We start from the raw sequence: 19,324 nt of genomic DNA, 5'->3' as shown, positions 1-19,324 counted from the left end.
CATGAAGTTCACCACGCCCGCCGGCACCAATCCGATCGACCAGGGCAAGATCGTCGGCAAGCCCACGCCGCGCATCGACGGCCCGCTCAAGACCAGTGGCGGCGCCCGCTATGCCTATGAGCATAACGAAGCCGTCAAGAACCCCGCTTATGGCTATGTCGTCGGCTCGGCGATCGCCAAGGGGCGCATCTCCGCGATCGACCTGCGCGACGCCAAGGCCGCGCCCGGCGTGCTGGCGATCATCACCGCCGACAATGCCGGCAAGCTGACCAAGGGCAGCTTCAACACCGCGATGCTGCTCGGCGGGCCGGAAATCGAGCATTACCACCAGGCCGTCGCGGTGGTAGTCGCCGAGACGTTCGAGCAGGCCCGCGCCGCCGCGGCCTTGGTCCGCGTCGACTATGCCCGCGAAAAGGGCGCCTATGATCTCGCCGCCTCGGTGGACAGCGCGGTCAAGGCGGGCGGCAACAACGCCAAGGTCGGCGATTTCGACGGCGCCTTCGCCGCCGCGCCGGTGCAGTTCGACCAGCGATACACCACGCCGGATCACGCCCATGCGATGATGGAGCCCCACGCTTCGATCGCCGCCTGGGACGGCGACAAGCTGCAGATCTGGACCGCCAACCAGATGATCGCCTGGGGCAGGGGCGATGTCGCCAAGACGCTCGGCATTCCCAAGGAGAATGTCCGGCTGATCTCGCCTTTCATCGGCGGTGGCTTTGGCGGCAAGCTGTTCGTCCGCGCCGATGCGATCCTCGCCGCGCTGGGGGCGAAGGCGGCGGGCCGACCGGTCAAGGTCGCCCTGCCCCGCCCGCTGATGTTCAACAACACCACGCACCGGCCGGCGACGATCCAGCGGATCCGCATCGGCGCCGGTCGCGACGGCAAGATCAGCGCGATCGCGCATGAGGAATGGTGCGGCGACCTGCCCGGCGGCGGCGGCGAGAATTCGGTCGCGCAGACCCGCCTGCTCTATGCAGGCGCGAACCGGCTGATCGGCCAGAAGCTCGCGGTGCTCAACCTGCCCGAGGCGAACGCGATGCGCGCACCGGGCGAGGCGCCCGGGATGATGGCGCTCGAGATCGCGATGGACGAGCTCGCCGAGAAGCTCGGCATCGATCCGATCGAACTGCGCGTGATCAACGATACCCAGGTCGATCCCGAAAAGCCCGAACGCCCCTTCTCGCAGCGCCGGCTGATCGAGTGCATGCGCACCGGCGCCGACAAGTTCGGCTGGGCGAAGCGCAATCCGAAGCCGGGCCAGGTCCGTGACGGGCGCTGGCTGGTCGGCATCGGCATGGCCGCGGCCTTCCGCAACAACATCAACATGAAGTCGGCCGCACGCGTCCGCCTCGACGGCTCCGGCATCGTCACGGTCGAGACCGACATGACTGATATCGGAACCGGCACCTACACGATCGTCGCGCAGACCGCGGCCGAGATGATGGGCGTGCCGCTCGACAAGGTGAAGGTGAAGCTCGGCGATTCCAGCTTCCCGGTCTCGGCCGGCTCGGGCGGGCAATGGGGCGCGAACAGCGCCACCGCCGGCGTTTACGCCGCCTGCGTGAAGCTGCGCGAGGCCGTGGCACAGAAGCTCGGTTTCAACTCGGACGATGCGGTGTTCGCCGGGGGCAAGGTCCGCGCCGGCAAGCGCAGCGTGCCGCTCGCCGATGCCGCCAAGGCCGGCGAGATCGTCGCCGAGGATGTGATGGAATATGGCGATCTGGGTCGCAAGTTCCAGCAATCCACCTTCGGCGCGCATTTCGTCGAGGTCGGCGTCGATATCGCCACCGCCGAGATCCGCATCCGCCGCATGCTCGCGGTGTGCGCGGCGGGCCGCATCCTCAATCCGGTCTCGGCGCGCAGCCAGGTGATCGGCGCGATGACCATGGGCGCGGGTGCCGCGCTGATGGAGGAGCTGGTGGTCGACAAGCGCTTCGGCTTCTTCGTCAACCACGACCTCGCCGGGTACGAAGTCCCGGTCCATGCCGACATCCCGCACCAGGAAGTGATCTTCCTCGAGGAGACCGATCCCACCACCTCGCCGATGAAGGCCAAGGGCGTGGGCGAACTCGGCATCTGCGGCGTCGGCGCGGCGGTCGCCAATGCGATCCACAACGCCACCGGCGTGCGCGTGCGCGACTATCCGGTCACGCTCGACAAGCTGCTCGAGGGCATGCCCGAGTTCGCCTGAACCCGGCTTGCAATGTAGGATTTCGCATGATTGCCTCTGGCGGTCGGGCGCGCAGCCCGGCCGCTCCTTGAGGCTGTTGGTGAAATAGGATCACGCGCTCGCAACAATGTTGCGAGATGCGACGCGTTTCCGTTGAAAAGGTCAAAATTCGAAGGCGAAAAACAGCTCTTGGCCTCTACTTCGTGTACTTTGGCGCGTCGGCCCCGCCCCGGCTGTAGGATCAGCGCCCCGCCGCCGTCCGCGCCCAGGAAAGCGCCCGGTCGGCGACTTCCTCCCAGCCATCCTCGTTGCACAGCCAGTGCGAGCGACCGGGGAATTCGTGGAACACGGTGTCGACCGGCGAGCGCAAATGCTTGCGGTAATTGGCTCGCACCATCGGCGCGGGCACGGTGCGGTCCTTCGCGCCGGCGATCAGCATCAGCGGCGGCCGGTCGGGATTGTCCCAGCGCACCCGGGCGCCGATGCCCAGCACCGCCTGGAAGAACACGCGCCCCGGCGTAGGCACGATGAACTTCTCCCAGGCATAGGGCTTCTCGGCCGCCGGCAGCGTCTGGGCGAAGCCGCTGGCGAATTCGCGCTCGCTCATCCGCAACGCCCGGTTCCAGCCGTTGAACGCCGTGAACACGCAGAGGGAGGTCCATACCGCGAGCGGATGGGCCGGCACGCCAAAGGGCGGCGTTGGGTCGATCGCCACGGCGGCGGCGCCCAGCCCGCGATCGGCGAGCAGCTGGACGATCAGCCCGCCAAAGCTGTGCCCCATCAGGATCGGCGGATGCGGCATCGCTTCGATCAGCGTGGCATAGTGATCGGTGATCTGCCGCAGACCAAGCTTGCCCAGCCGCGGATCGGGCGCCCGGCGGAGCTCGTCCACCGGGCGATCGAGATAGGGCCAGGGCGGCGCCACCACGCTCACGCCCGCCGCCTCGAAGCGCTGGCGGAAGCGGTCCCACGAGCTTGGCGTAAGCCAGGCACCGTGGATGAGCATGACCGTGGGGGCCATCCGATACTCCGAACTGGGAACCGGCCTGGCCGGTCAGCCCTTGATGAAGGCGAGCAGGTCCGGGTTGATCACATCGGCATGGGTGGTCGCCATGCCGTGCGGGAAGCCCTTGTAGGTCTTGAGCGTGGCATTCTTGAGCAGCTTGGCCGAAAGCGGGCCCGAGTCCGCATAGGGCACGACCTGGTCGTCATCGCCGTGCATCACCAGCGAGGGCACGGTGATCTTCTTGAGGTCCTCGGTGAAGTCGGTCTCGCTGAACGCCTTGATGCAGTCGTAATGGGCTTTGATCCCGCCCATCATGCCCTGGCGATACCAGTTGTCGATGATGCCCTGGCTGATCTTAGCGCCCGGCCGGTTGAAGCCGTAGAACGGGCCGGTCGGGAAATCGATGTAGAGCTGGGCGCGGTTGGCGAGCACGCCGGCGCGGATGCCGTCGAAAACCTCGATCGGCAGGCCGCCGGGGTTCTTCTCGCTCTTCACCATCACCGGCGGCACCGCGCCGATCAGGACCATCTTGGAGACGCGGCCCGGCTTGGCGCGGGCGACATAGTGCGCCACTTCGCCGCCGCCGGTCGAATGGCCGACATGGATCGCGCCCTTCAGGTCGAGATGGTCGGTCAGCGCCGCGACATCGGCGGCATAGGTGTCCATCTCGTTGCCGGTATCGGTCTGGGTCGAGCGGCCATGGCCCCGGCGGTCATGCGCGATGACGCGGTAGCCCTGCATCAGGAAGTACATCATCTGGCTGTCCCAGTCGTCCGCCGACAGCGGCCAGCCGTGGTGGAACACGATCGGCGTGGCGGTCTTGGGACCCCAGTCCTTGTAGAAGATCTCCGTGCCGTCGGCGGTCTTGATCGTCGCCATGGTCTTTTCTCCTGCGTGGGATGCCGCCCCGGCCAGGGCGGGAATAGGTAGTGCGGTCACCGCGGCGATCGCGGCAGCGCCTGCCACGAACTCGCGGCGCGTGGTTTCGAGACGCTCGCCCATGCTTTCCTCCTGCCGAACCTGCCCGTCCGGACTTCCACGGGAGGGCAGCGGAAGAAATCCCGACCCGGTGCCTCGCCAAACTCTTTCGGGCTACTCCCGCCCGGCCATGGTTTCGTGCTACCGTGCGCGCTTTCGGAAGCGTCGCGTGAGAAGGGGATCGTCTTGCGACTAGCCTTGCTCATCGCCGGGTTCATCGCGCTGTGCTTCGGAGGCACGGCGACGGCCGACGCGCCCGGCCGGGGCATCGGCCGCTATCTCCACGCCACCTGGACCAGCAAGGACGGCGTGCCCGCCATGGTCCAGGCACTCGCCCAGGGACCGGACGGCTATATCTGGGTGGGCACCGGCAACGGTCTGTTCCGGTTCGACGGGGTGACCTTCGAATATGTCCCCCCCGCCCCCGACCATCCCCGCGGCGCGATCCCGATCAGCGCGCTGCTCGTCACCCGACGTGGCGAGCTCTGGGCCGCCTATGTCGGTGGTGGCGGGGTCGAGATCTATCGCGGCGGGCGCATGGTCGGCACCGGCATGCACGATGCCGCCGGCGAGATCACCGAGCTTCGCGAGGACAAGGACGGTGCGATCTGGGCCGTGGGCGGGCGTACCCGCAAGGCGCTCAAGCGCTACCGGAACGGTGCCTGGGAGACGATCGACCAGCGCTGGGGCCTGCCCGACAAGGACTACGTCTCAAGCCTAGCGACCGGCCGCGACGGATCGATCTGGGTCGCCACCGACAAGCAACTTTACCTGCTGCGCCATGGCAACCGGCGGTTCGAGGCGGTGGGCGTGGAGCTCGGCTTCGGTGCCAATCTCGCGCTCGATCCCGAGGGCAATATGTGGCTGTCCGACGCCCATGGCACCCGCATGCTGCCCGATTATCCGGCCGGCGCCCGCGAGCCGAAGAACCCCGTGGTCTTTCCCTTTTCAGGGCCGGTCCGGCGCACCGCGATCCTGTTCGACCGGGACGGCAATCTCTGGGGTTCGAGCTTCACCAGCGGCATCTTCCAGATCGAGCGGGCCGCGGACAAGGCAAGCGCCGAGGGCAACATCTCGCTCTACCGCACCGAGAACGGGCTGACCTCCAATCAGGCCGTGTCGCTGCTGCAGGACCGTGAGGGCAATATCTGGGTGGGCACCGAGCTGGGGCTCGACCAGTTCCGCCCCGCCAACCTGTTCCGCGTCGAACCGCCGGCCGACGGGGCGGCGGAGGGCTATATGGTCACTGCCGATGATGCCGGCACGATCTGGCTGGCGAGCGGCCCGTCGCTCTATCGCGCCCTGCCCGGCCAGGACCCCAGCCTCTTCTCCACCCAACCGGGCGACATCCAGGCGCTGTGCCGCGGCGGCAACGGCTCGGTCTGGCTCAGCACCGCGCGGCGCATGGTCCGGATGCGCGGCGGCCAGGTAGCCGAGACGATCGACCTCCCCGGCGCCGGAGAGACCTATGGCTGCGCGGAAGATGGGCTGGGCCGGCTTTGGGTAGCGCGGTTCCAGCACGGCGCGCTCGTCCGCCGCGGCAATGGCTGGCACCAGGCCAACCTCCCCTTGCCTGGCCGGCCGCAGGACATCGTCATCGACCGGGACGGCAACCCGGTGATCATCCTGGATCGCAAGGGCATCGTTCGCGTCGTCGGCACCACGGCGCGCGGTTGGACCAACGACCAGATCGGCGTCTCCGGGCTCACCGGCGTCTATGCAGGGCGCGACGGCATGCTGGTGGCAGGCGGTGAAGGCCTGGCCCTGTGGCGAAACGGCCGGTTCGACCGGCTGTCGATCGCCGACCACCCCTGGCTGCGCGGCGTGCGTGGCCTGGTCCAGACGGCGTCGGGCGAGACCTGGATGGTCAACAATATCGGCCTGCTGAGGATTCACACCGTCGATCTCGATCGCGCCTTCTCGCATCCCCGCGCGCCGATTCCCCACGACCTGTTCGACGAGCAGGACGGCTTTGCCAGCCGCACCCAGCGCGCGGACGGCCCGCAGATCGCGGCGGGCGGCGATGGGCGGTTGTGGTTCCTGACCCGGCAGAGCGTGATGCGGATCGACCCGGGCAGGCTTTCCCGCAACGCCGTCGTGCCGCCGGTGGCGATCCGCGCGCTGGTCGTGGACGGCAAGCGCTTCGTCGATCCGTCACGGATCACCCTGCCCCGCGGTGAATCCAACCTGTCGATCGAATATACCGGGCTCAGCTTCTCGGTGCCGAGCCGGGTCCGTTTCCGCTATATGCTGGAGGGCGTGGATCGCACCTGGGTCGATCCCGGTACGCGCCGCCAGGCATTCTACACCAATCTCGAGCCGGGTTCCTATCGCTTCCGGGTGATCGCCTCGAACAATGACGGGATCTGGAACCCCACTCCGACCACATTGGAGTTCACGCTACCGCCGACCTTCTTCCAGAGCAGGTGGTTCACACTTCTCTGTATCCTGGGGGCGATCGGCCTGTTCTGGCTGTTCTACCAGGTGAAGGTCCGTGCCCTGGCCGCGCAGATGCGCGATCGCATGCGCGAGCGACTTGGCGAGCGCGAGCGGATCGCGCGCGAATTGCACGACACGCTGCTGCAGGGCGTGCAGGCGCTGGTCCTCCGCTTCCAGCTCGTCGCTGACGATATCTCGCCGGAGAACCCGGCACGCCGCGAGCTCGAGGAAGCGCTCGACCGCGCCGACAATGTCCTTGCCGAGGGGCGCGACCGGGTGCGCGACCTGCGCCTGATCGGCGGCGCCGATGATATCGAGCACATGATCCTGGAGATCGCCCGCAAGCAGGTCTTCTCGCCCTCCACCCAGATCTCGGTGGTGAGCGAGGGCGAGCCCCGGCCGCTCGACCCGCTGGTGTGGGATGAAGTGGCACGGATCGCCAACGAGGCGCTCTTCAACATCTGGCGCCACGCCCATGCGCGCCAGATTGCGATCCGCATCGGTTTCCAGCCCGATTGCTTCAGTGTCCGCTTCCGCGACGATGGCGTGGGGATTACCGACGACGTATTGCGCGACGGCAAGCGCGACGGACACTTCGGCCTGCCGGGCATGCGCGAGCGTGCAGCCAAGATTCAGTCGCGCCTTGTGGTGCAAAGGCCGCCCGCTGGCGGTACCGAAATCATCCTGATCGTCCCTGCGGCGATCGCTTATTCGAATATGCGGCGTCGCAAGTGGCGCGCACTGGTCACGGGAGGCCGAATTGGTTGAGGCAGCATTGGCGACGCGCGCGAAGACCGTCCGGGTAATGGTGGTCGATGATCACCCGATGCTGCGCGAAGGCATCGTCGCAGTGGTCGAGCGCCAGGCGGACATGGAGATCGTCGCGGAAGCCCAGGGCGGTGCCGAGGCGGTGGAGCGGTATCGCGAGATCCAGCCCGACGTGACGCTGATGGACATCCAGATGCCCGGCATGGACGGCGTGGAAACGATCGAGGCGATCCGCCGCGAATTCCCCGCCGCCCAGTTCGTGGTGCTCACCACCTATCCCGGCGACACCCACGCGCTGCGGGCGCTACGCGCTGGGGCGACCGGCTATCTGCTGAAGAGCTGCATCCGCAAGGACCTGCTCGACACGATCCGTGCCGTGCATGAGGGGCGCCGCGCGATCGCCGCCGATGTCGCCCAGGAAATCGCCCTTCACGCGTTCGACGACCGGTTGAGCGAACGCGAGACGGACATCCTCCGCCTGGTCGCGGAGGGCCATCCCAACAAGCAGATCGCCTGGCGCCTGTCGCTCTCCACCGACACGGTGAAGGCGCATCTCAAGAACATCTTCGCCAAGCTCGACGTAGCTGATCGCACCCACGCCGTGATCATCGCGGCACGGCGCGGCTTCATCGAGATCTGAAGCCACGCCGCACACTATCCGGGTCTAGATCACCCCGTCCTCGGTTTCCGAGCGGAACTCGTGCCACAGGCCGTTGAGGATGCCGAAGCCGACGGCGAGGCCGACACCCAGGATCCAGGCAAAATACCACATGGGAACTGCTCCTCAGTAGAAGTCGGGGTTGGTGCGCACATCCTGCTCGGTCACGCGGCCGAACATGATGCGATAGGCCCAGGCCGTGTAGGCGAGGACGATCGGCAGGAAGATCGCGGTGACGATCAGCATGGTGAACAGCGTGCCGTGGCTCGACGAAGCATTCCACACCGTCAGGCTCGACAGCGGATCGATCGAGCTCGGCAGGATGTACGGGAACATCGACAGGCCGACAGTGGAGATGATCCCGACATTGGCGAGCGACGAGCCCGCGAACACCAGCACGTCATTGCGGCCGCGGATGCCGAGCAGCGCCAGCACCGGGCCGACAAAGCCGAGCAAGGGGGCGATCAGCATCCAGGGATACGCGCCGTAATTGGCCAGCCAGGCACCGCCTTCCGCAACCGTGGTCGAGAAGCGCGGATTGGACGGACCGCCGGCGTCGACCAAGCCATCCAGCCGGTAGCCGATACCGCCATAGGCGACGAACAGGCCGCCGACCGCGAACAACAGGATCGCCAGCACCGCCGCCACCTGTCCGAAGCGGCGGGCACGCTCGCGCACCACGCCTTCGGACTTGAGGCTCAGCCAGCCCGCGCCGTGGAGCACCAGCATCGCCACCGAAAGCAGGCCGGTGACCAGCGTGAACGGAGTGAAGAGGCCAAGCAGCGATCCTTCGTAGAAGGCGCGCAGGTCGCCATCGAAGCGGAAGGGAATGCCCTTGAGCACATTGCCCACCGCGACACCGAAGACGAGCGCCGGCACGAAGCCGCCGACGAACAACGCCCAGTCCCAGCGATAACGCCATTTCAGGTCCGGGTGCTTCGAGCGGTACTTGAACCCCACCGGCCGCAATATCAGCGCCGATAGCACCAGGAACATCGCCAGGTAGAAGCCGGAGAAGCTCACGGCATAAACGAAGGGCCAGGCAGCGAAGATGGCGCCGCCGCCGAGGATGAACCACACCTGGTTGCCTTCCCAGGTGGCACCGATGGTGTTGATCACCATTCGGCGTTCCTCATCGGTCTTCCCCACGAACGGGAGCAGTGCGCCCGTCCCGAGGTCGAAGCCGTCAGTCAGTGCGAAGCCGATCAGCAGCACACCGAGCAGCAGCCACCAGATGATGCGTAGCGTTTCAAAATCGAGAGGGATGGACATGGTCTGTCTCCAAAACCCTGGTTCGGCTCATTCGGCCGGAACGGCGTGAAAATCGGGGCCCGCAGGTGCAGGCGCGGTGGCCGGGCGATATTCCTCCGGCCCCTTCCTGATCGATGCGAGCATCAGCCGCACCTCGATCACCGCCAGCGTGCCATAAAGCGCGGTGAAGCCGATGATCGTCAGCCACAGCTCGGGCACGGTCGGGCTCGACGGTGCCAGGAAGGTCGGCAGCACGCCTTCCACCGCCCAGGGCTGGCGGCCGACCTCGGCCACGGCCCAGCCCACTTCCGCGGCGATCCACGGCAGCGGCATCACGATCAGCGCCAGCCGCAGGAACCAGCGGGCGTCGAACTTGCGGACGGTCGAATAGTAGAAGGCCACCGCAAAGAAGGCGATCATGCCGAAGCCGATCCCGGCCATGATCCGGAACATCCAGAAGATCGCCGGGACGTTCGGCACGGTGCTCCACGCCGCCTTGTCGATCGTCGCCGCATCCGCGGTGCGCGGATCGGCCACGAACCGCTTGAGCAGCAGCGCATAGCCGAGGTCGTTCTTGGTCTTCTCGAATGCCTCGCGCGCGACCAGATCGTTGCGGTCGACCTTGAGCTTCTCCACCGCATCATAAGCGGTCAGGCCGTTGACGATGCGCACCTTCGCCTTGGCGACCAGCGGGAAGATGCCGTTGACCTCACCGGTCAGGCTGCGCGTGGAGATCAGGCCCAGCACATAGGGGATCTTCACCTCGTACTTGGTCTCGCGGCCGCTGTTCGAAGGGATGCCGAAGATCGCGAGGCCGGCAGGAGCAGGCTCGGTGTGCCACATGCCCTCGATCGCGGCGAGCTTCATCTGCTGGTTCTCGGTCAGCGCATAACCGCTCTCGTCACCCAGCACGACAACCGACAGCGACGAGGCAAGGCCGAAGGCAGCCGCCACGGTGAAGCTGCGCTTCGCCAGCTCCAGATGCTTGCCCTTGAGCAGGTAGAAGGCCGAGACGCCGAGCACGAACACGCTGGCCATCACATAGCCGGCGCTGACGGTGTGGACGAACTTCGCCTGGGCGACCGGATTGAAGATCACCGCCGCGAAGTCGGTGACTTCCATGCGCATCGTCTCGGGGTTGAACACCGAACCCGTGGGATGCTGCATCCAGCCATTGGCGACGAGGATCCACAGCGCCGACAGGTTGGAGCCCAGCGCCACCATGAAAGTGGTGAACAGGTGCGCCTGTTTCGACATGCGATCCCAGCCGAAGAACATCAGCCCGACGAACGTCGCTTCCAGGAAGAAGGCCATCAGGCCCTCGATCGCGAGCGGGGCGCCGAAGATGTCGCCCACATAGTGCGAGTAATAGGACCAGTTGGTGCCGAACTGGAACTCCATGGTGAGGCCGGTGGCCACGCCGAGGACGAAGTTGATGCCGAACAGCTTTGCCCAAAAACGGGTGATATCCCGCCAGATCGGGCGGTTGGTCATCACGTACACGCTCTCCATGATGACGAGCATGAACGAGAGGCCGAGCGTCAACGGCACGAACAGGAAGTGGTAAAGCGCAGTCAGCGCGAATTGGAGCCTCGATAGCTCCACGACTGCCATGCTGATCATCGCAGGAAATCCCCCTACGCAAGAGTCTGCGCCCAACGGGTTTGGTCGCGTCCTCATTGTCCCTAGAAGCGGTCCCCGAAGGCGACTTTGACCATGAACAAATACGTGGCGAACGCAACTCGGGCTAAAGGATGATATGATCTGGCTCCTGGATGTACCCGGTGCCGCGCTTTTCGCAGGGGGCATCGCGCTGGCGGTGAGCGCCCTGGCCGGGGGTGACGGCATCTCCCTGCTCGCTGCCTGCATGATCCTGGCAGGCGGGCTGATCCGCGGCGGGGCAGCGTTGCTGGTCCATGCCAGCGCGATCCGCACCGCCCAGCGCGTGGTTAGGGCATGGCGTGCCCATCTGTTCCCACTCCTGCTCGCCGGCCGCCTCGCTCGCCCGCTCCTGGCCGGTGAGAGTGCGGCCCTGGCCATCGACCATATGGCGACGATCGAAGCCTATCAGTCACGCTTCAGGCCCGCGCGTGCCGCCTCTGCCGCAACGCCGCTGCTGGTTGCCGCAATAGTCGCCTTCGCGAGCTGGGTGTCGGCGGCGATCCTGGTCATCACACTGATCCCCTTCGCACTCGGCATGATCCTGGCCGGTACCGCGGCGCGTCGAGCCTCTGAGCGCCAGCTGGCCGCGCTCGCCCAGCTTTCCGGCCTGTTCGTCGACCGCGTCCGCACCCTGCCCGTCATCCGCCATTTCGGCGCCGAGGACCGGATCACCCGCCAGGTCGGCATCGCCACCCGCGAAGTCGCCGAGCGCACCGTGGCGGTGCTGCGAGTCGCTTTCCTTTCCGGCGCGGTCCTGGAGTTCTTCGCGGCACTCTCAGTCGCGCTGGTCGCGGTCTATTGCGGGTTCAGCCTGTTGGGGCTGCTCCCCTTCCCCGCGCCCGAAAAGCTGACACTTGGCCAGGCCTTCTTCGCGCTGGCGATGGCGCCGGAATTCTACCTGCCGATGCGCCGCTTGGCCGCAGCCTATCACGAGAAGCAGCTGGGCGACGCAGCGAGCGCTGCTTTGACCGCAGTCGAGGCCGAGACGCCTGAGCCGCCCACCTCGGCGCGCTTCGACGGGCTGCAGGTGACCGGTCTCGTGATCCAATGGCCGAACCTGCATATCGGCCCGGTCAGCTTCGCGCTGGCACCGGCCGATATGGTTGCGCTGACCGGACCGACCGGCAGCGGCAAATCGAGCCTGCTCGCCTCGATTGCCGGGCAGATCATCCCGTCTGCCGGCGCGGTGCGCACCGCCGGCGGTGGCGTGCTCGATCCCGGCGACATCGCCTGGGCAGCCCAGACTCCGCTGCTGCTACCCGGCACCCTTGCCGAGAACATCGCCCTTGCCCGCCCGGATGCGGGCACTGACGAGATCGCCCGGGTAGCGTCGCAGGTTGGGCTGGACGCGCTGCTCGCAGCGCGCGGCGGGCTGGCGCTGGCGCTCGACCATCGCGGCTCCGGCCTGTCGGGCGGCGAGCGGCGGCGGATTGGACTGGCGCGGGCTATCCTTTCGGGTCGTCCGCTGCTGCTCTGCGACGAGCCCACTGCCGATCTCGACGCCGAAAGCGGTGCCGAGATCGTCGATCTGCTCAAAGCGCTTGCCCGCGACCGCGCGGTTCTGGTCGTGACCCATGATCCAGCCCTCGCCGCCGCGGCACGCCTGGAGGTGGCGCTGTGAACGTCTTCACCCTCGACCCGGCAGGGTGCCGCTGGCTCCGACGCGCGAGCATCGCCGCGGTCGCTGCCGCGCTGGCCGGCATATTGCTGCTGGCCGTGTCGGGCTGGTTCCTGACCAGCGCGGCGCTGGCGGGAGCAGCCGGGCCGGTCGTCGCGCTCGGCTTCAACTATCTGATTCCCAGCGCCGGCATCCGGTTGCTGGCGATCCTGCGTACCGTGTCGCGCTACGGCGAACGGCTGTTCTCGCACCAGGCGGCGCTGGGCGCGATGGCCGGGATGCGCGGCAGCCTGTTCGGCAAGCTCGCAGCACAGGACGCCCGGACCGGCTCCGATCTTTCCGGCGGCGACGCCAGCGCCCGGCTGATCGGCGATATCGACGCGCTTGAAGACCTGATCGTCCGCAAGCCCGCCCGACCCGCCAGCCTGGTCGCGGCGGGCATCGGGGTGCTGCTCGCCGCGTTCGCCGGCTGGGCATCGGCGGTTGCGCTACTCCTTCTTCTCATCGCCCTGCCCCTGCTGCTCGATCGTGCCGCCCGTCGACTGACGAAGCAGCCTGCCCATGACGCAGCCGAGGCGCTGGGCGCGCTGCGCACCCGCTATGTCGAATATGCCGCCGCCCGCGCCGAAATCGCCGCCTATGGGCTGGCCGACCGGGTGACGCAGGACCTGGCGCCGCTCACCCAGGCGCTCGACACCGCCCGGGCGCGGCTGCACCGGGGCGAAGGAGCGATCGCGGCACTGCTCGCCGGCTATACCGGGCTGGCCGTGGCGATCGTGCTGCTGTTCTCCAGCGGCCCCGCCCCGCAGGTCGCGCTGGCACTGCTCGCCACCGCCGGGGCGATCGAGGCGATGGCCGGGCTGGCCCGCACTGCCTTCCGCCAGGCCAGTGTCAGCGAGGGCCTGCGCCGGCTTGAGGCATTGCTGGCCCTGCCCGAACCTGCGGCCACCCAGGCGGGTGGCAAGCCGCTGCCGCTTCGGCTCGGCGCGCTGCGGCTCGAGCCCGGCAGCCGGGTTGCCGTGACCGGGCGCTCGGGATCGGGCAAGACGCTGCTGCTCGAAGCACTGGCCGGGATGCGCGCCGTTGAGGTCGATGCCGCGATCGGCGAGCAACCGCCCATCGCCCAACCGGGCACGCTGCTGCGCAGCCAGTTCGCGCTGTCGCCGCAGGATGCCGCGCTGATCGCCGGGACGATCGGCGACAATCTCCGCCTTGCCCGCCCGGGCCTGGACAATGCCGCGATGTGGGCCGCGCTCAAGACCGTCGTGCTCGACGAGCGCATCGGCGCGATGCCGGCCGGGCTCGACACCAGGCTGGGCGAGGCCGGTGGCACCTTGTCCGGCGGCGAGCGCAAGCGGCTGTCGCTGGCGCGGGCGCTGCTTGCCGGGCGGCCCTGGCTGCTGCTCGACGAGCCGACCGAGGGGCTGGATGCGGCCACCGAACGCAAACTGGTCGTGCAGCTCGACCAGTGGCTGCGCGAGACCGGGACCGGGCTGGTGCTTGTCTCACACCGGGCCGCGCCGCTCTCGCTTGTGGGGAGCAGCGTGGCGATCGAGCGGCTGGCGCCACGGCCGGTCTAGGCTCGGCTCGGCTCCTCACTTCCGGTTCCCCGGCGAAAGCCGGGGTCCAGGGTCATAGGCGATCTGGAAGAGGAACCCTGGGCCCCGGCTTTCGCCGGGGATCAGTGTGGGTTTCGGCGCGGCTCAATCCTACAGCCCCACCAAGCCGACTCGCGAAAGTACACAAAGTACACACCAAGAGCGGGTTTTGCGGGCAGCTATTTTCCCTATGTCCTCGGATACGCATCGCGTCTCGCAACAATCTTGCGCGGGCGTGATCCTATTTCACCAACAGCCTGAAAGAGCGGCCGGAACCGGGTCCGACCGCCCGAGGCAAGCAGGCAAAATCCTACATTGCAAGGCCGCGTAAAAAGGGCCGGCATCGCTGCCGGCCCCTTCCCCCATCAGCGGCTATGCGGGATCAGAGGCGCACCCCAAGGCCCACGCCGAACACCAGCGGGTTGACCTTCACATGGGTGCGCTGCGTACCGATCGCGGTGGTATCGAGCCGGGCATTCGTGGTGATGTCGATGTACTTCACATCGAGGTTCAGGAAGACCTTCCTGGTCAGGTCGACGTCGATGCCGGCCTGCGCTGCCCAGCCGAAGCTGTCCGACATGCGCACTTTGGTCTTGCCCACCGCACCCTGCAGGCCACTCGATGCCTTCTCGTCCCAGAAGATCGTGTAGTTCACCCCGGCACCGACATAGGGGCGGACCTTGCCGCGCGAATTGAAGTGATATTGCGCGGTCAAGGTAGGCGGCAGCACCCAGGTCGAGCCGAGCTTGCCGATCGAACCGGTGGTGCCGCTGGTACCCCCGAAATTGTGCTTGGTGGTCGAGGCGATCAGCTCGAAGCCGATATTGTCGGTGACCATGTAGGTCGCATCGATTTCCGGCATCACGGCATTGTCCAGGCTCACCTTCTCGGCGGGGAAAGCCGGCTTGATACCGTTCGACTTCTCGTTCGGGGCCACCACGATCGTACGCAGGCGAACCAGCACGTCGCCGGCGCGTATACCGGTCTCGTCGCTCGTCTGGGCGCTGGCGGGGACGGCGACCATCAGGCCGGCTGCGGCCAGAGCGATCAGGGTCTTCATTGTTACCTCCACTGTTGACCCCATCGCCAATGGACGCCGCCAAACCCCGCCGCATTGCAGCAACGCAAACGGGGATTTGACTGGTGTCAAAGCCGCCCGGAGCCCCTGCCCGCAGACAGGATGGCATGTGGACCTATCACCCTGAGCTGCTCGCCACGCCGGTGCCCCGCTACACCAGCTTCCCCACCGCGGCGGAGTTCGGCGACGATGTCGGCCCGGCCGACATGGAGCACGCGCTGGCACGGGTGCGCGAGGACGAGCCGATCTCGCTCTATCTTCACGTCCCCTATTGCCATGAGATCTGCTGGTATTGCGGCTGCAACACCGGCGCCGCCAACCGCACCAGCCGGGTCGCCGCCTATGTCCAGCGCCTGGGTGAGGAGATCGACCTGATCGCCCGACGGCTCGACGGGCGCGGCAAAGTCGCCCGGATCGCCTGGGGCGGAGGCAGCCCCAATGCGCTGGCGCCGTCGCAGTTCGATGCACTGATGCACCGGGTCCGCGCCGCCTTTGCCTGCAGCGAGGCAACCGTATCGGTCGAGCTTGATCCGCGCGGCTTCGACTGGGGCTGGGCCGATTGCTTCGGCCGCAACAAGGTGACGCGCGCCAGCCTGGGTGTGCAGACCTTCGCCCCGCACATCCAGCGCGCGATCGGCCGCATCCAGCCGACCGAGGAGATCGCCTGCACGGTCGGCCGCCTGCGCGCCGCCCGGGTGGAATCGATCAATTTCGACCTGATGTATGGCCTGCCCGGCCAGTTTGCCGAGGATCTCGACGAGACGCTGCGCATCGCGCTGTCGATGCGGCCGGAGCGGTTCGCGGTGTTCGGCTATGCGCATGTGCCGCACCTGCTGCCGCGCCAGCGCCGGATCGATGCGACCCGCCTGCCGGGCGCAGCAATCCGGTTCGCGATGGCGCAGCAGGCACATCGCTTGCTGCGCGGCGCCGGCTATGACGCGATCGGCTTCGATCACTTCGCGATGCCACACGATGCCATTGCCCGCGCGGCGCGCAGCAAGGCGCTGCGCCGCAACTTCCAGGGCTTTACCGAGGACCCGTCCGATGTGCTGATCGGCCTGGGCGCCTCCTCGATCAGCGCCTTCCCCGGCGCGCTGCTGCAGAACGAGAAGAATGCCGGCCGTTACCACCTGCGCATCGGCAACGGCCAGCTTGCCACCGCGCGCGGAATCCGCCGCGGCGCCAGCGACCGGCGGCGCGGCGCGATCATCGAGGCCTTGCTTTGCCGTAATGAAGCGGAGTGCACCGGTCTGCCGGACCTGGCCGATATCCGCGAGCGGCTGGCGCCGTTCGAGGAATACGGGCTGATCGCCTGGGCCGGCACGCGCCTCCTGCTAGACCGGGGCGCACTGCCCTATGCCCGCAGCATCGCCGCGACCTTCGATCCCTGGCGCGCCGCCAGCACCACGCGCTTCAGCAGCGCCGTCTGACCCCTCCAGCCGAAAGCGTCTCATCATGCTCACCGACGCCCTGCTTCTCGATCGCACGCCCACCGTTCCCGGTTGCGCGCCTGCCCGCTGCCAGGCGTGCAAGGCGCGCGGCAATTCGCTGTGCGCGGCGATGGGCGATGGCGAGATTTCGGCGCTGCACGCGATCGGCCGCCGGCGCAGCCTGCCTGCGGGCCAGGTGTTCAACTGGGCGGGCGACCAGAACAACCACTGCGCGACGGTAGTCGAGGGGATGCTCAAGGTGACAGCCTCGACCGAGGACGGGCGCGAGCAGATCGTCGGGCTGCTGTTCCCGGGCGATTTCGTCGGCGAGCTGTTCGAGGAGGACGCGACGCTGACCGTCTCCACCCTGTGCGACACCGACCTCTGCACCTATCCGCGCGCGGCGTTCGAGCGGACACTCGAGGATCATCCGCGCATGGAGCGCATGCTGCTCCGCCGGACGCTGGCAGCCCTGGGCGACGCGCGCAGCCGGATGCTGGCGCTCGGCCGCCGCAACGCGAAGGAGCGGATCGCCGGCTTCCTGCTCGACCTGGTCGAGCGCACGGGGCAGCCGGCCGGCAATGGTGGGGTGCGGATCGCGATCCCGATCAGCCGCGGCGAGATGGCCGATTATCTGGGGCTTACGATCGAGACGGTCAGCCGCCAGCTCTCGCAGCTCAAGGCGTCGGGCATCCTAGCCTTCGCCAAGGGCGATCGCGGTTGCACCGTGCTGGGCGAGGAACGGCTGCGGGCGATCCTCAACCCGGCATGAGCCCGCGCCGGGCGATCTCGATCCCGCTCTCCTTGAGCGCGATCGCCCGGCGGCAGCCATCGAAGAAGCAGCGTAGCATGTAGGAGAGCTTGCCGACGTCACGCTCGCCTTCCGGCTCGATACTGTGCCACAGCTCGCTGGCCAGATCCTCGCCGTGCATCCGATCGAACTGGTGCATTTCGTGCAGCGCCGAGAGGAAGGCGGGCCCGGGACGGTGCGCGAGCGGCAGATCCGCGAACAGCCGCTCGGCGCGGTTGAAGTGCGTGGCGGTCACCCGCTGGATCGACTTGCACAGCCGCAATATCTCGTCCGCCGCCGGCAGGCTTGGCAGGCGATCGGCGACGATCTCCAGCTCGTGGCACAGGCTGCGCTGCACGACGTGATCGTCTTCCAGTATCTCGAACGTCGAAATGTTCATCGGCACATCGAAGGGCGAAGGAGGAACCGTCATGATGTGATCTTTCGCATCTGGCCCGATCTAGCCCGTCGCCGGCGATCGCAACTTGACGGGCGTCAAAAGGCTCCGGACGCGCATCGCAACCAGCGCTCGCCTGGCGCCGCGGGTGGTGATAGCGAGCCCCTGCCCAGCCCCAGTGAGGTCCAGATGAAGCGCTTCCGATTTGCCGCCGGCACCGCCCTTGCCCTGCTCGCTTCCACGACGGCGATGGCCCAGCCCAAGTGCGGCCAGTTCACGATCGCGATGATCCCCGACACGCAGAACTATACCGACTACACCCACCAGAAGGCGGCGGGCTATCCGCTCGATGGGGTCGAGCTGTTCTATGAGCAGATGCGCTGGATCGCCGCGAATGCGCGCAGCGCCGGCGGCGACATCGTCTTCGCCACCCAGGTCGGCGATGTCTGGCAGCATTATTCGGAATGGACCGACCCGGAACATGAGGCGCGCGGCTTCAAGGCCATGCCCAATTCGGGAAGCTCGGAAGTCGCCGAGGGGCCGCGCAAGGAAACACGCGCATTCGAGATTCCGGCGGCGATCAGGGGCTTCGAGATCCTCAAGGGCAAGCTCCCCTTCTCGGTGGTGCCCGGCAACCACGACTATGACGCGCTGTGGACCGATCCCGCCTATCCGCCGCAGCCCGAGCGCAAGGATTCGCTGAGGATCGGACTGCGTCACCTGGGTGGGCTGGACGGATTCCGCTCGGCCTTTTCGGATCAGTCCGAGTTCTTCAAGGGCCAGCCCTGGTATGTCGATGCGCATGACGGCGGCGCGGACAGTGCGCAGCTCTTCACCGTCGGCAAGTGCCGTTTCCTGCATATCGGCCTGCAGTTCGATGCGCCCGATGCCTCGCTGGCCTGGGCGAAGCGCGTGCTGCACCGCTTCCCCGGCGTGCCGACGATCGTCAGCACCCACAAATATCTCGATCGCGACGGATCGCATGCCGATACGCCGGCGCTCGACCAGAGCATCCTCGATCACCGCGACAACAACCCGCAGATGGTGTGGGACAAGCTGATCAGCGAGAACGACCAGATCTTCCTGGTGCTGAGCGGCCATATCGGCGGCCAGGGCTATAGCGTCGACCGCAACCTGGCCGGACACGAGGTGCATCAGATGCTCGCCGATTATCAGGGGCGCTGGCAGGTTGCGAAGGAGCTGGGCTGGAAGAACGCCAACGCCACCCTGGGCGACGGCTGGATGCGTTTGCTGACCTTCCGGCTCGACGGGTCGAAGCCGAGCGTGCGGGTGCGTACCTGGTCGACCTTCTACAAGAAGTTCAGCACCGAGCTGCCCGACTATGCCGCCTGGTACAAGGCGCATGAGGGCATGGCGAAGCTCAGCGACGCCGAATATCTGAAGCGCGACGATTTCAGCTTTGAACTGCCCGACTACCAGGCGCGGTTCGGGCGGAAGTAACGCCCCTTCCCCATTCG

At 67.2% G+C, this 19,324-nt stretch carries 15 protein-coding genes; 8 read left to right on the top strand and 7 right to left on the bottom strand.

All coding sequences use genetic code 11. The annotated features are described in order from the left end of the window. Nucleotide 1 precedes the first annotated feature (1 nt). Nucleotides 2-2,194 carry an aldehyde oxidoreductase molybdenum-binding subunit PaoC gene (gene paoC / locus HNP52_RS08170; protein ID WP_184165311.1) on the top strand — a complete coding sequence of 731 codons (2,193 nt, stop codon included), beginning with the start codon at nt 2-4 and terminating at the stop codon, nt 2,192-2,194. A 220-nt stretch (nt 2,195-2,414) separates the two neighbouring features. Here paoC and HNP52_RS08165 read toward each other — a convergent pair whose 3' ends face one another. Together HNP52_RS08165 and HNP52_RS08160 are read right to left on the bottom strand one after the other, a co-directional pair. Continuing rightward, nucleotides 2,415-3,194 (bottom strand): alpha/beta hydrolase, encoded by a 780-nt coding sequence (locus tag HNP52_RS08165; RefSeq protein ID WP_184165308.1) that lies wholly within the window; start codon nt 3,192-3,194, stop codon nt 2,415-2,417. A gap of 33 nt (nt 3,195-3,227) precedes the next feature. Continuing rightward, complete coding sequence (locus tag HNP52_RS08160) at nt 3,228-4,058, bottom strand: alpha/beta fold hydrolase (RefSeq protein WP_184168240.1); 831 nt, start codon at nt 4,056-4,058, stop codon at nt 3,228-3,230. 285 nt (nt 4,059-4,343) lie between these two features. On the opposite strand from HNP52_RS08160, the gene HNP52_RS08155 reads away from it, so the two are divergent. After that, complete coding sequence (locus tag HNP52_RS08155) at nt 4,344-7,364, top strand: sensor histidine kinase (RefSeq protein WP_184165305.1); 3,021 nt, start codon at nt 4,344-4,346, stop codon at nt 7,362-7,364. Beyond that, nucleotides 7,357-8,004 (top strand): response regulator transcription factor, encoded by a 648-nt coding sequence (locus HNP52_RS08150; RefSeq protein WP_260396016.1) that lies wholly within the window; start codon nt 7,357-7,359, stop codon nt 8,002-8,004. Before HNP52_RS08155 ends, HNP52_RS08150 begins: the two co-directional genes overlap by 8 nt. Before the next feature lie 24 nt (nt 8,005-8,028). Here the strand turns inward: HNP52_RS08150 and cydX are convergent, their stop codons facing one another. Genes cydX through HNP52_RS08135 form a run of 3 tightly spaced genes read right to left on the bottom strand, consistent with a single transcriptional unit; the run spans nt 8,029 to nt 10,896 of the window. After that, nucleotides 8,029-8,136 carry a cytochrome bd-I oxidase subunit CydX gene (gene cydX, locus HNP52_RS08145; protein ID WP_184165302.1) on the bottom strand — a complete coding sequence of 36 codons (108 nt, stop codon included), beginning with the start codon at nt 8,134-8,136 and terminating at the stop codon, nt 8,029-8,031. A gap of 12 nt (nt 8,137-8,148) precedes the next feature. Continuing rightward, entirely contained in the window at nt 8,149-9,294 is a 1,146-nt protein-coding gene (cydB, locus tag HNP52_RS08140) for a cytochrome d ubiquinol oxidase subunit II (RefSeq protein ID WP_184165300.1), read from the bottom strand. Nucleotides 9,295-9,321: 27 nt separating this feature from the next. Further along, nucleotides 9,322-10,896, bottom strand: coding sequence for a cytochrome ubiquinol oxidase subunit I (locus HNP52_RS08135; protein ID WP_184165297.1), 1,575 nt, complete (start codon nt 10,894-10,896; stop codon nt 9,322-9,324). A gap of 136 nt (nt 10,897-11,032) precedes the next feature. On the opposite strand from HNP52_RS08135, the gene HNP52_RS08130 reads away from it, so the two are divergent. Both HNP52_RS08130 and HNP52_RS08125 read left to right on the top strand, forming a co-directional pair. Then, complete coding sequence (locus tag HNP52_RS08130; RefSeq protein ID WP_184165295.1) at nt 11,033-12,556, top strand: ABC transporter ATP-binding protein/permease; 1,524 nt, start codon at nt 11,033-11,035, stop codon at nt 12,554-12,556. Then, nucleotides 12,553-14,133, top strand: a complete 1,581-nt coding sequence (locus HNP52_RS08125; RefSeq protein ID WP_184165292.1) for an ATP-binding cassette domain-containing protein — start codon at nt 12,553-12,555, stop codon at nt 14,131-14,133. The genes HNP52_RS08130 and HNP52_RS08125 overlap by 4 nt, the downstream gene beginning before the upstream one ends. A gap of 400 nt (nt 14,134-14,533) precedes the next feature. Here HNP52_RS08125 and HNP52_RS08120 read toward each other — a convergent pair whose 3' ends face one another. Continuing rightward, a complete protein-coding gene (locus tag HNP52_RS08120; RefSeq protein WP_184165289.1) occupies nt 14,534-15,211 on the bottom strand; it encodes an OmpW family protein in 678 nt (225 codons plus the stop codon). 125 nt (nt 15,212-15,336) lie between these two features. Between HNP52_RS08120 and hemN the strand changes: the two genes are divergently transcribed. Continuing rightward, nucleotides 15,337-16,659 carry an oxygen-independent coproporphyrinogen III oxidase gene (gene hemN, locus HNP52_RS08115; RefSeq protein WP_184165287.1) on the top strand — a complete coding sequence of 441 codons (1,323 nt, stop codon included), beginning with the start codon at nt 15,337-15,339 and terminating at the stop codon, nt 16,657-16,659. A 25-nt stretch (nt 16,660-16,684) separates the two neighbouring features. Continuing rightward, nucleotides 16,685-17,431 carry a Crp/Fnr family transcriptional regulator gene (locus HNP52_RS08110; RefSeq protein WP_184165284.1) on the top strand — a complete coding sequence of 249 codons (747 nt, stop codon included), beginning with the start codon at nt 16,685-16,687 and terminating at the stop codon, nt 17,429-17,431. Here HNP52_RS08110 and HNP52_RS08105 read toward each other — a convergent pair. After that, the gene (locus HNP52_RS08105; protein WP_184165281.1) at nt 17,418-17,882 is read right to left on the bottom strand and encodes a hemerythrin domain-containing protein; all 465 of its coding nucleotides are present in this window, start codon (nt 17,880-17,882) and stop codon (nt 17,418-17,420) included. The two genes, HNP52_RS08110 and HNP52_RS08105, sit on opposite strands and share 14 nt — an antisense overlap. Before the next feature lie 153 nt (nt 17,883-18,035). Between HNP52_RS08105 and HNP52_RS08100 the strand changes: the two genes are divergently transcribed. Then, complete coding sequence (locus tag HNP52_RS08100) at nt 18,036-19,307, top strand: serine/threonine protein phosphatase (protein ID WP_184165278.1); 1,272 nt, start codon at nt 18,036-18,038, stop codon at nt 19,305-19,307. The last annotated feature ends 17 nt before the right edge of the window (nt 19,308-19,324 follow it).

This window comes from Sphingomonas kyeonggiensis (assembly GCF_014204495.1).
In the GTDB taxonomy this organism is placed as follows: Bacteria; Pseudomonadota; Alphaproteobacteria; order Sphingomonadales; family Sphingomonadaceae; genus Sphingomonas; species Sphingomonas kyeonggiensis_A.
This window is presented reverse-complemented; position numbering and strand designations above follow the sequence as displayed.

Coding starts and splice junctions, on each gene's coding strand:
- HNP52_RS08130 (WP_184165295.1), top strand. CDS start 11,033: ATGATCTGGCTCCTGGATGTACCCGGTGCCGCGCTTTTCGCAGGGGGC.
- cydB (WP_184165300.1), bottom strand. CDS start 9,294: ATGTCCATCCCTCTCGATTTTGAAACGCTACGCATCATCTGGTGGCTG.
- hemN (WP_184165287.1), top strand. CDS start 15,337: ATGTGGACCTATCACCCTGAGCTGCTCGCCACGCCGGTGCCCCGCTAC.
- HNP52_RS08100 (WP_184165278.1), top strand. CDS start 18,036: ATGAAGCGCTTCCGATTTGCCGCCGGCACCGCCCTTGCCCTGCTCGCT.
- paoC (WP_184165311.1), top strand. CDS start 2: ATGAAGTTCACCACGCCCGCCGGCACCAATCCGATCGACCAGGGCAAG.
- cydX (WP_184165302.1), bottom strand. CDS start 8,136: ATGTGGTATTTTGCCTGGATCCTGGGTGTCGGCCTCGCCGTCGGCTTC.
- HNP52_RS08160 (WP_184168240.1), bottom strand. CDS start 4,058: ATGGCGACGATCAAGACCGCCGACGGCACGGAGATCTTCTACAAGGAC.
- HNP52_RS08105 (WP_184165281.1), bottom strand. CDS start 17,882: ATGACGGTTCCTCCTTCGCCCTTCGATGTGCCGATGAACATTTCGACG.
- HNP52_RS08135 (WP_184165297.1), bottom strand. CDS start 10,896: ATGATCAGCATGGCAGTCGTGGAGCTATCGAGGCTCCAATTCGCGCTG.
- HNP52_RS08165 (WP_184165308.1), bottom strand. CDS start 3,194: ATGGCCCCCACGGTCATGCTCATCCACGGTGCCTGGCTTACGCCAAGC.
- HNP52_RS08120 (WP_184165289.1), bottom strand. CDS start 15,211: ATGAAGACCCTGATCGCTCTGGCCGCAGCCGGCCTGATGGTCGCCGTC.
- HNP52_RS08110 (WP_184165284.1), top strand. CDS start 16,685: ATGCTCACCGACGCCCTGCTTCTCGATCGCACGCCCACCGTTCCCGGT.